10 protein-coding genes are annotated in these 10,693 nt (G+C 74.5%); 3 read left to right on the forward strand and 7 right to left on the reverse strand.

Annotated features, from left to right (window positions below; genetic code table 11):
* Window positions 1-228: 228 nt before the first annotated feature.
* Window positions 229-1,131: a PPK2 family polyphosphate kinase gene (locus tag LCE31_RS07040; protein WP_225013126.1), complete on the forward strand. Its 903-nt coding sequence runs from the start codon at window positions 229-231 to the stop codon at window positions 1,129-1,131.
* Between the two features lie 25 nt (window positions 1,132-1,156).
* On the opposite strand, the gene LCE31_RS07045 is transcribed toward LCE31_RS07040, so the two are convergent.
* The 4 genes from LCE31_RS07045 to LCE31_RS07060 all read right to left on the reverse strand — a co-directional run bounded on the left by LCE31_RS07045 (window position 1,157) and on the right by LCE31_RS07060 (window position 3,678).
* The gene (locus tag LCE31_RS07045) at window positions 1,157-1,345 is read right to left on the reverse strand and encodes a hypothetical protein (RefSeq protein ID WP_225013127.1); all 189 of its coding nucleotides are present in this window, start codon (window positions 1,343-1,345) and stop codon (window positions 1,157-1,159) included.
* 50 nt (window positions 1,346-1,395) lie between these two features.
* On the reverse strand, window positions 1,396-2,064 hold the full coding sequence (locus LCE31_RS07050) for an ABC transporter (protein ID WP_225013128.1): 669 nt from the start codon (window positions 2,062-2,064) through the stop codon (window positions 1,396-1,398).
* Window positions 2,061-2,924 (reverse strand): ABC transporter ATP-binding protein, encoded by an 864-nt coding sequence (locus LCE31_RS07055; RefSeq protein ID WP_225013135.1) that lies wholly within the window; start codon window positions 2,922-2,924, stop codon window positions 2,061-2,063. The genes LCE31_RS07050 and LCE31_RS07055 overlap by 4 nt, the downstream gene beginning before the upstream one ends.
* A 76-nt stretch (window positions 2,925-3,000) precedes the next feature.
* Entirely contained in the window at window positions 3,001-3,678 is a 678-nt protein-coding gene (locus LCE31_RS07060) for an AIM24 family protein (RefSeq protein ID WP_225013129.1), read from the reverse strand.
* A 61-nt stretch (window positions 3,679-3,739) separates the two neighbouring features.
* On the opposite strand from LCE31_RS07060, the gene LCE31_RS07065 reads away from it, so the two are divergent.
* On the forward strand, window positions 3,740-4,474 hold the full coding sequence (locus LCE31_RS07065; RefSeq protein ID WP_225013130.1) for a peptidyl-tRNA hydrolase: 735 nt from the start codon (window positions 3,740-3,742) through the stop codon (window positions 4,472-4,474).
* Window positions 4,475-4,761: 287 nt separating this feature from the next.
* Here LCE31_RS07065 and LCE31_RS07070 read toward each other — a convergent pair whose 3' ends face one another.
* From LCE31_RS07070 to LCE31_RS07080, 3 genes are all read right to left on the reverse strand, one after another.
* A complete protein-coding gene (locus tag LCE31_RS07070) occupies window positions 4,762-6,891 on the reverse strand; it encodes a 3-hydroxyacyl-CoA dehydrogenase NAD-binding domain-containing protein (protein WP_225013131.1) in 2,130 nt (709 codons plus the stop codon).
* On the reverse strand, window positions 6,888-8,108 hold the full coding sequence (locus LCE31_RS07075) for a thiolase family protein (protein ID WP_225013132.1): 1,221 nt from the start codon (window positions 8,106-8,108) through the stop codon (window positions 6,888-6,890). The genes LCE31_RS07070 and LCE31_RS07075 overlap by 4 nt, the downstream gene beginning before the upstream one ends.
* A 322-nt stretch (window positions 8,109-8,430) precedes the next feature.
* Window positions 8,431-9,726, reverse strand: coding sequence for an HRDC domain-containing protein (locus LCE31_RS07080; protein ID WP_225013133.1), 1,296 nt, complete (start codon window positions 9,724-9,726; stop codon window positions 8,431-8,433).
* A 203-nt stretch (window positions 9,727-9,929) separates the two neighbouring features.
* On the opposite strand from LCE31_RS07080, the gene LCE31_RS07085 reads away from it, so the two are divergent.
* Complete coding sequence (locus tag LCE31_RS07085) at window positions 9,930-10,472, forward strand: MarR family winged helix-turn-helix transcriptional regulator (protein WP_225013134.1); 543 nt, start codon at window positions 9,930-9,932, stop codon at window positions 10,470-10,472.
* Window positions 10,473-10,693: the final 221 nt, after the last annotated feature.

Raw genomic sequence — 10,693 nt, forward strand, 5'->3', positions numbered from 1 at the left:
CCGCCCCCCTGCGGCTGGCGCCCGCCCGACCCCCCCACACAAAACCCGCCCCCCCCCCGCCCCCCCAACCCCCCCCCCCCCCCCCCGCGCGCGGGGGGGGGGGCCCCCCCCCGGGGCCTTTCCGTCGCATCCTCAAGGAACGTCGCATCCTCAGGGAGCATCCTCAAGGAAGATCCTCAAGGGGCGTCGCATCCTCGGGCAGCAGAGGGCGAAGAGAGCGGGCGAGCCATGGCGAAGAAGCGGCACAGCGACCGGACGGGCGGGGCGGACCAGGGCTCCGGCCGGCGCGGGGCGCCGCTGAGCGAGCTGCTGCGGCTGCCGCCCGGCGAGGCGGTCGACCTCTCCGCGTACGACACCCGCGCGACGCCCGGCGGCCCGAAGGGCAAGGGCTCCGCGAAGAAGGAGATGGCCGCGCTGGCGGACCCGCTCGGCCGCCTCCAGGAGCGGCTGTACGCGTCGAGCACGGCGGGCGACACCCGGCGGCTGCTGCTCGTGCTCCAGGGCATGGACACCAGCGGAAAGGACGGGACGGTCAAGCACGTCATCGGCCTGTTCAACCCGGCGGGCTGCCGGATCAGGTCCTTCAAGGAGCCCACGCGCGAGGAGCTGAGCCACCCGTTCCTGTGGCGCGTCAGGCGCGCACTGCCCCGCGCGGGCGAGATCGGCATCTTCAACCGCTCGCACTACGAGGACGTGCTGGTGGCCCGGGTGCGTGCGCTGGTGCCGCACCGGGACATCCGCCGCAGATACGGGCAGATCAACCGCTTCGAGCAGTCGCTGGCCGACCACGGGGTGCGCGTACTGAAGGTCTTCCTGCACATCAGTTACGAGGAGCAGCGCGAGCGGTTGCTCGCCCGGCTCGACAATCCGGACAAGCACTGGAAGTTCAGCGAGGGCGACCTCGACGACCGGGTCAGGTGGCCCGACTTCCACCGCGCGTACGAGACGGCCATGACGCGCTGCGCCACGGACGCGTCCCCCTGGTACCTTGTCCCGGCGGACCGCAAGTGGTACCGGAACTGGGCGATCAGCACCCTGCTGCGCGAGCACCTGGACGCGATGGACCCGTCCTACCCCGCGGCGGACTTCGACGTGGCCGCCGCGCGAGAGAGGCTGCTGGCGAAGGACTGACCGGCGGCACGGGCCCGGCGGGCGGTCAGCCCGAGCAGGCGAGCCGCTGCCCCTCCTGCCACTCGCACACCGGGCACAGCGTCGCGCCCCTGGTGGTCTCCGGGTACTCGGTGGGCTCGCCGCACAGCACGCAGTCGGCGTACGCGACGGGCCCGGCGGCATCGGCGCCACCGGCCGCCCCGGGGCGCTCCCTGTCCGCGGTTCGCTCGGTCATGCGGCAAGCGTACGTCCGCGGGCGCACGGTCCATACGCCCCGCCGTCCGGTCAGGACCTCCGGGCGCCGACCCGGACGGCGACGGCGACCGCGGCGGCGGCCACGGGCACGGCGGCGGCCAGCGGCAGGGCCGGGACCCGGACGCTCCCGCTGAGCGAGCCCGTCACCAGGTCGGTGACGGCGTCCTTGGCGGGCGACCCCGCGACCACCAGGGTGAGCACCGCGACGAGCAGCGTCAGCAGGATGGACCAGCCGCGTGCGGCGAGCACGGGCCGGTTGCACAGGGCGCCCACGGCCAGCCCGACGAGCAGGCAGACGCATGCCGCGACCAGCCCCGCGGGCGCCGCGGCCACCCGGGAGACGTGGCCGGTGAGACCGGCGCCGCTCGGCGCGCTGATGGCCGCCACGACGGCCGTGCCGGGCAGGCCGAGCCCGGCCGAGACGGTGAGGGCCGCCAGCAGCGACGCCGCATGGGTGCGGGCCGTGCCGCGCGCGGCGGCGGTCACGGCGCGCGCGGCGGGCGGTTCCTGCGTGACGCAGACCCGTACGAACCAGGCCGTGACCGGCACCAGCGCGGCGGCGGCCAGGCCGAGCGAGTCCAGCACGGGGCGCCCGGCGCCGACCCCCGCGCCGAGCACGGCCAGGTACACCAGCAGCGGCGGGAGCCAGCGGTGCGAGCGCAGCAGCAGGGCCAGTTGGTAGCGCAGCAGCGCGGTCACCGGGCGGACCGCCCCTCGGTCTCGTGCAGCGCGTGGACGTGCCAGGGCGGGTGTGCCGTCAGCAGCGCCCGCAGCAGGGCGTCGGAGTGCGCGGCCGGGACGGTGAGCCGGAACGTGCCGTCGGGCAGGCGCTCGCGGACGGGGTGCCCCGGCAGCCCCTCCGGGGGCTCGGTGCCGGGAGCGGCGCGCGAGACGAGGACGCGGACCCGGGGCCCGTCGCCGGACTCGTCCCCCTCGCCCCCGGCGCGCTCCCGCGTGCGCAGGACGGAGCTCCCAGCCACGGAGTACACGGCGTCGGGAACGCCAGCGAGCCGCGCCGGATCGTGGTCCACGAACACGACCGTGCCGCCCGCGGCAGCGCGCTCCGTCACCGCCCGGTCCAGCTCGGCGCGCGCGGCCTCGTCAAGACCGGTCCACGCCTCGTCAAGGACGAGCAGCTCGGGCTCGGCGGCCAGCGCCTGGGTGACGGCGACCTTCTGGCTGGTGCCCTTGGACAGCTCGGCGAGCGGCGTACGGGCGTGGGCCGCGGCCCCGAACCGCTCCAGCCACTCGGCCGCCCGCGCCTCGGCGACGGGCCGGGCGAGCCCGTGGACGCGGCCGGTGTGCGCGAGGTAGGCCGCCGCCGTGAACGGCAGGGCGGCGGCGAACCGCTCGGGGACGTAGGCGGTGCGCGGCCGGCCGGTGACGCGGCCCGCGGACGGGGTGTCGATCCCGGCGAGCAGCCGCAGCAGCGTGGACTTCCCGCTGCCGTTGGCGCCCTCGACCCGTGCGACGGTGCCCGCGGCGAGTGCGAGGCCGACGCCGCGCAGCACCCAGGGCCCCCGGATGCCGTACCTGCGGCCGACGCCGCTCAGCGCGATCACCGGCGTGGTCGCTCCCGGGGCGATCGGCGTGATCGCCGGGGCCACCGTCCTGCCGGGGGGCCGCCGCACCGGCTCAGTGGGAGGTGCTCGGGGCGGGCGTGGCCTCGCTGGGCCGGACGATGACGAAGCCCTCGCCCTGGAGCATCAGCTGTACGGCCTCGCCCGAGCCGCCGCGGATCATGGAGCCGACGGACTGCGAGCGGTGCAGGCTGGTCTGGAGCTGGGCGCTCCAGCCGACGACCGCGTCGGTGTCGACGTAGACGGGCTGCTGAGCGGAGACGGGGATGACGATCGGATTGCCCTCGCAGATCACGGCGAGCTTCCCGTAGCCGGTGAAGAGGCTGTTGAAGAGGCCGCCGCCGGTCATGCCCGCGCCCTTGACCATCTTGATCTCGTAGCTCAGCGTCGGGTCGAAGCACAGGACGTTGCGGCCGTTTATGGTCAGCGCGTCGCCCTGCTCGATCTCGACGATGAAGCAGTTGGCGGCCTCGTGCGCGAACCACGCCTCGCCCTGGCCGCGCACCGCCATGAGCGGCAGGCCCTCGCCGGTGAGGGCCCGCTTGAGCATTCCGCCGACGCCCTGGCCCTTCCGCTCGAACTGGAGGTTGCCGCGGTAAGCGATCATGGCACCCTGCCGGGCGTGCATCTCACCGTTGACCACGTACTTGACCGATTTGGCGTTCTGGAGCGTCATACCGGGCGCGACGGGCTGCTGGGCGAGGTGTTCCGTGGCGAAGAGGTCGCTTTTCATGGACGCATACTCACCCGGAGGCATTCATTCCGCCAAGAAACGCACCTGAGAGAATCACCGGGTGACCACTGACCCGAACACCGACCTCCGCGACGGCGACGGCGCCGCGGGCGATCCGCGGGACGAGGCCCCGCAGTTCGTCCTGCCGCTGGTGCTGCGCCTGGAGCGGGCGACCCCGCCGTCCCGCACCGACGCGCTCGAGACCGCGGCCCGCGCGGTCCTCACGATCCTCTCCGACGACCGCTCGCTCGGGGAGGGCGAGTGGGCTCGGGCGATGGACGACTGGCAGGACGCCCGCATCCGGAAGGTGGTCCGCAGGGCGCGGGGCGCGGAGTGGCGCAGGGCCCAGGCGCTGCCGGGGATCACGGTGACGGGCACCCGGGGCCCCGACCCCGCCGAGGTCCGCGTCTTCCCCCCGATCCCGCTGGACGGCTGGCCCAAGGACCTGGCGAAGCTCCAGGTCTCGGGCACCGAACTCGACGACGAGGAGCCGCCGGGCCCGCCGGAGGCGCGGGTCCCGGTGCTGTGGTTCAACCCGGACGTGAAGATGTCGGCGGGCAAGGCCTGCGCGCAGGCCGGCCACGGCGCCCAACTGGCCTGGTGGGCCCTGTCCGAGGCGGACCGCGGGGCGTGGCGCGCGTCGGGCTTCGCCCTGGCCGCCCGCACCGCGGCGCCGGCGGCCTGGCGCGCGCTGACGGCGAGCGGGCTGCCGCTGGTCCAGGACGCGGGCTTCACGGAGATCGCCCCGGGCAGCGCGACGGTGATCGCGGACCATCCGGCACTGCGGCGCCGCTGAGGGGCCGCACGCCCGCGGGCACATGTGCGGCACAGACGACGGGGGACAACGGCGGGACCGGCGCCGGCGCCGGGAGACCGCTGCGGGAGCCCATGTCGCGAAGACCGCCGCGGGCCCTGCGCCGGTGCCGATGCCGCGAAGACCATCGCGGGACGTGCCGGGCCCCGCGGGGCGCCCGGGGGGGGCCCCCGGGGGGGGGGGGGGGCGCGGGCGGGGGGCGGGGGGGGCCGGCCCCCCCCCCCCGGCCCCCGCGCCCCCCCCCGGGGGGCGCGGGGCTCCCGGACGGGTTACGCGGGGACGCTCGCCACGCCGGGCGCCAGGAAGCGGCGGCCGTTGGCGCGCTCCGAGACACCCTCGCGGTCCAGGTACGGCGTGATGCCGCCCAGGTGGAAGGGCCAGCCCGCGCCCGTGATCAGGCACAGGTCGATGTCCTGCGCCTCCGCGACGACGCCCTCGTCGAGCATCAGCCCGATCTCCTGCGCGACCGCGTCCAGCACCCGCGCCCGGACCTGGTCCTCCGTCAGAACCGTGCCGCCCTGCTTCATCAGGGCGAGGATCTCCGGGTCCAGCTCGGGCTTGCCCGAGTCGTACGTGTAGAAGCCGCGCTTGCCCGCCTTGACGACGGCGCGCAGGTTCTCGGAGACCGTGAACCGCTCGGGGAAGGCGCCGTGCAGCGTCTCCGAGACGTGCAGGCCGATCGCGGGGCCGACCAGTTCGAGCAGCACCAGCGGGGACATCGGCAGGCCCAGCGGCTCGACGGCGCGCTCGGCGACGTCGACCGGGGTGCCCTCGTCGATGGTGTTCTGGATCTCGCCCATGAAGCGCGTCAGCACACGGTTGACCACGAACGCCGGGGCGTCCTTGACCAGCACCGCCGTCTTGCGCAGCTTCTTCGCGACCGCGAACGCCGTCGCGAGCGACGCGTCGTCGGTGCGCTCGCCGCGTACGACCTCGAGCAGCGGCAGGACCGCGACCGGGTTGAAGAAGTGGAAGCCGACGACGCGCTCCGGGTGGGCGAGCTTCGAGGCCATCTCGCCGACCGACAGCGACGACGTGTTCGTGGCGAGGATCGCGGTCTCGGGCACGACCGCCTCGACCTCGGCGAACACCTGCTGCTTGACGCCCATCTCCTCGAACACGGCCTCGATGACGAAGTCCGCGTCCGAGAAGCCCTCGGCCTTGTCCAGCACGCCGGTGACCAGGCCCTTGAGCCGGTTCGCCGTGTCCTGGTCGATCCTGCCCTTGCCGAGCAGCTTGTCGACCTCGCCGTGCACGTACCCGACGCCCTTGTCGATCCGCTCCTGGTCGACGTCGGTGAGGACGACCGGCACCTGGAGGCGGCGCACGAACAGCAGCGCCAGCTGGGAGGCCATCAGGCCCGCGCCGACCACGCCGACCTTGTTGACCGGCCGGGCGAGGTTCTTGTCCGGCGCGCCGACGGGGCGCTTGGCCCGGCCCTGCACGAGGTTGAACGCGTAGATCCCGGAGCGCAGTTCACCGCCCATGACGAGGTCGGCGAGGGCCTCGGTCTCGGCCTCGAACCCGGCGTCCACATCGCCGTCCTTGACCTGCGCGATGATGTCGAGCGCGCGGTAGGCGGCGGGCGCGGCGCCGTGCACCTTGGAGTCGGCGACGGCCCGCCCCCACTCGACGGCCTGGTCCCAGTCCTCGCCGCGGTCGATCTCGGGGCGCTGGACCTGGAGTTCGCCCTTGAGGACGGCGGCGGTCCAGGTGAGGGACTCCTCCAGGAAGTCGGCGGCCTCGAAGATCGCGTCGGCGATGCCGAGTTCGAACACCTGCGCGCCCTTGAGCTGCCGGTTCTGGTTGAGCGCGTTCTCGATGATGACGTTGACCGCGGGGCCCGCGCCGATCAGGTTCGGCAGCAGCGCGCAGCCGCCCCAGCCGGGCACCAGGCCGAGGAAGACCTCCGGGAAGGAGAACGCCGCGATGGACGACGACACCGTCCGGTACTGGCAGTGCAGTCCGATCTCGACGCCGCCGCCCATGGCCGCGCCGTTGTAGTACGCGAACGTCGGCACGGGAAGGTGCCCGAGGCGCGCGAAGACGTCGTGCCCGGCCTTGCCGACCGCCGCGGCCTCCTCGCGGCTGCCGAGCAGCCCGACGCCCTTGAGGTCGGCGCCGACGGCGAAGACGAAGGGCTTGCCCGTGATGCCGACGCCGACGATGGTGCCGTCGGCCGCCTCGCTCTCGACCTGGTCGATCGCCGCGTCGATCTTCGCGAGCGACTGCGGCCCGAAGCTGGTGGGCTTCGTGTGGTCGAAGCCGTTGTCCAGGGTGATCAGCGCGAAGCGCCCGGCGTCGGCCGGCAGGTCGAGATGGCGTACGTGCGCCTCGGTGACGACCTCGTCGGGGAAGACCTCGGCCGCGCCCTTCAGCAGTTCGGCGATGTCGCTCACTTGCTGCCTCCGTCGAAGTGCGGGTTCTCCCAGATGACCGTGGCGCCCATGCCGAAGCCGACGCACATCGTCGTCAGGCCGTAGCGGACGTGCGGGTGCTCCTCGAACTGCCGGGCCAGCTGCGTCATCAGGCGGACGCCGGAGGAGGCCAGCGGGTGGCCGAACGCGATGGCGCCGCCGTACTGGTTGACGCGCTCGTCGTCGTCGGCGATGCCGTAGTGGTCGAGGAACGCGAGCACCTGCACCGCGAACGCCTCGTTGATCTCGAAGAGGCCGATGTCGGAGATCGAAAGGCCCGCCTTGGCCAGGGCCTTCTCGGTCGCCGGGATCGGCCCGTAGCCCATGACCTCGGGCTCCACGCCCGCGAAGGCGTACGCCACGAGGCGCATCTTCACCGGCAGGCCCTGCTCGCGCGCGAAGTCCTCGGCGGCGATCAGGGAGGCGGTGGCGCCGTCGTTGAGGCCGGCCGCGTTGCCCGCGGTGACCCGGCCGTGCGGGCGGAAGGGCGTCTTGAGGCCGGCCAGCATCTCCAGCGTGGTGCCGGGGCGCATCGGCTCGTCGGCCGTGGCGAGGCCCCAGCCCGTCTCCCCCGCCTCGGGCGAGGTACGGCGGACCGAGACCGGCACGAGGTCCTGCTGGATCTTCCCGTTCGCGTACGCCTTGGCGGCGCGCTCCTGCGAGCCGACCGCGTACGCGTCGCAGCGCGCCTTCGTCAGCTGCGGGAAGCGGTCGTGCAGGTTCTCCGCGGTCATGCCCATGAACAGGGCCGACTCGTCGACCAGCTTCTCCGACACGAAGCGGGGGTTCGGGTCGACGCCCTCCCCCATCGGGTGGCGGCCCATGTGCTCGACACCGCCTGCGACGACGACGTCGTACGCGCCGAAGGCGATGGAGCCCGCGGTGGTGGTGACGGCGGTCAGCGCGCCCGCGCACATGCGGTCGATCGCGTAACCGGGCACGGAGGCCGGGAGGCCCGCGAGGATGCCCGCGGTGCGGCCGATGGTGAGCCCTTGGTCGCCGATCTGCGTGGTCGCGGCGATCGCCACCTCGTCGATACGGGCCGGGTCCAGATCCGGGTTGCGCCGCAGCAGCTCCCGGATCGCCTTGACGACGAGGTCGTCCGCGCGGGTCTCGTGGTAGATGCCCTTGGGACCCGCCTTGCCGAACGGGGTGCGGACGCCGTCGACGAAGACGACGTCCCTGACGGTACGAGGCACGATGGCTCTCCTCCAGGGTGCGGGGTGGCACAGCTGCGGCGCGCGCCGGAACGCGCTGCCGCTCATGCTACTCGTGAGTAATTAACCTGCCCACCCCCATCATGGCGAGCGTTCAACGTCACATCCGCGCCGACCGGCCGGTCCCGCGCGCATGGCGCCCGTCTGCCCCGCGCGCGCTCGGGGAAGCGGTCGCGGGACCGCCGGACGGCCGCCGTCGGAGCGCCGTGGTGTCCGCTGCGTCTGCGGGGTCACGCCGCCGATGTCGCACTCGGTCCAGCGCCGCCGACGCGGCACCCGGTCCCGCGCCGCCGGCGGCGCGGTGTCACGCCGCCCGCAGCGCCTGCACGAGCAGGGGTGTCACCAGGGCCACCTGCCAGGGCCGCGCACCGTGGGCACGCAGGGCGTCCTCCACCGCGTCCGGCGCGGCCGGCTCGGGGGGCTCCCAGCACACGCGGCGCACGGTGTCCGGGGTGATCAGGTTCTCCTGCGGCAGGTGCAGCTCGTCCGCGAGCGCCGTCACGGCCGCCCGCGCGGCCGACAGCCGCGCCGCCGCCTGCGGGTCCTTGTCGGCCCACGAGCGCGGCGGGGGCGGTCCCTGCACGGACTGGCCCGGGCCCGGCAGCTCCCGCTCGGACAGCGCCCGGGCACGGTCGACCGCGGCCTGCCACGTCTCCAGTTGCTTCCGGCCCGTGCGGTGCCCGAAACCGGGCAGCGCGCCGAGCGCCTGCACGTTCGCGGGCAGCGCAAGGGCGGCCTCCACGATCGCCGCGTCGCCGAGGACCTTGCCGGGTGACACGTCCCGCCGCTGCGCCAGCAGGTCCCGGGTCGTCCACAGCTCCCGTACCACCGCCATCTGCCGGCGTCTGCGGACCTTGTGCATGCCCGACGTACGGCGCCACGGGTCCTTGCGCGGCGGCGCGGGCGGCGCGGTGGCGATGGCGTGGAACTCCTGGAGCGCCCAGTCGAGCTTGCCCTGCCGGTCGAGCTCCTCCTCCAGCGCGTCGCGCAGGTCGACGAGCAGCTCGACGTCGAGCGCCGCGTACCGCAGCCAGGGTTCGGGCAGCGGGCGGGTCGACCAGTCGACGGCCGAGTGCCCCTTCTCCAGCGCGTAGCCGAGGACGGTCTCGACCATGGCGCCGAGGCCGACGCGGGGATAGCCGGCCAGCCGCCCCGCGAGTTCCGTGTCGAACAGCCGGCTCGGGCGCATGCCTATTTCCCGCAGGCAGGGCAGGTCCTGGGTGGCCGCGTGCAGAATCCACTCGGCGTCGCCGATCGCCTTGCCGAGGTCCGTGAGGTCGGGGCAGCCGACCGGGTCGATCAGCGCCGTGCCCGCGCCCTCGCGCCGCAGCTGGACGAGGTAGGCGCGCTGGCCGTAGCGGTAGCCGGAGGCGCGCTCCGCGTCGAGGGCCACGGGGCCGCGGCCCGCCTCGAAGGCGGCGACCACCTCGGCGAGCGCCTCCTCGGTGGCGACGACGGGCGGGATGCCCTCCCGGGGCTCCAGCAAGGGGACCGGTTCCGGGGCGGGATCGGCCGGGGGCTGCGACACCCACGGTTCTCGCCCACGGGCCCCCGTGGTGCGCAGTTCCGGGTCTGCTGCGGTCTCTTGGGCGTCGGTCACCTGTCAAGGGTATCTTCCCGCCCGCCCCCCTGACCTGCGCCTCTGTGCAGAAACGTGGCTGACCTGCGAAAATGTGCCCCGCCGGCGACTGACGGGGCGGCTTCTTTGAGGGCTAAGATATTACCGGTGCGGCCGGAGTGCCGGCGCTGGGCGCCGGCGGGCCGCCGGGGCAGGGCAGGGCGGGGCAGGAGGAGACGAGCGGTATGGCGGGGAAGAAGCCGGCGGAGCACACGGACGCCGTGACGGGCATCGTGGCGGACTGGGCCAGGGAGCGGCCCGATCTCGACACGACGCCGCTCCACGTCCTCGCGCGCCTCCACCGCACGTACCTCCGCTACCACACCCGGCTGACGGCGTCGGTCGAGCGCCACGGCCTGTCGGTCGCCGGGTTCGACGTACTGACGGCCCTGCGCCGCGCGGGCGCGCCCTACCGGCTGACGGCAGGTCAGCTCGCGGACTTCGGGCTGGTCTCCTCGGCGGGGATCACACTGCGGGTGGACCGGCTGGAGAAGGACGGCCTGATCGTGCGGGAACGGGGCCCAGAGGACCGGCGGGTGGTGTATTCGCGGCTCACCGAGGCAGGTCTCGCCAAGATCGACGAGGTGTTCGCCGAGCACCTGGACAACGAACGCCGCATGCTCGGCGGCCTCACGCCCGTGGAGTTCCGCCAACTGGCCCGGCTGCTGCCGAAATTGGAGCAGTCGATCCTGGAGTCGGCGGTCGAGCCGACCGAGGAGGCCGGCTGACCGAGGAGGCCGGCTGGCCCCGTACCCCCAGGCTGGGCCCCGTGCCCTCAGGCCGCGCCCCGTACCCTCAGGCCGCCGGGAAGGGGAGAGGGGCCCGCTCCCCGGCCCGGTCACCCGCTCGCGCGCGCCCGGGGGCGCGCCCGGGCCGCGGGGGGGGGGGGGGGGGGGGGGGGGGGGGGGGGGGGGGGGGGGCGGCCCCCGCCGCCGCGCGCGCCGCGGGG

It is taken from the genome of Streptomyces sp. 8L, from assembly GCF_020176795.1.
Taxonomy (GTDB): domain Bacteria; phylum Actinomycetota; class Actinomycetes; order Streptomycetales; family Streptomycetaceae; genus Streptomyces.

Coding starts and splice junctions, on each gene's coding strand:
- LCE31_RS07040 (WP_225013126.1), top strand. CDS start 229: ATGGCGAAGAAGCGGCACAGCGACCGGACGGGCGGGGCGGACCAGGGC.
- LCE31_RS07085 (WP_225013134.1), top strand. CDS start 9,930: ATGGCGGGGAAGAAGCCGGCGGAGCACACGGACGCCGTGACGGGCATC.
- LCE31_RS07045 (WP_225013127.1), bottom strand. CDS start 1,345: ATGACCGAGCGAACCGCGGACAGGGAGCGCCCCGGGGCGGCCGGTGGC.
- LCE31_RS07060 (WP_225013129.1), bottom strand. CDS start 3,678: ATGAAAAGCGACCTCTTCGCCACGGAACACCTCGCCCAGCAGCCCGTC.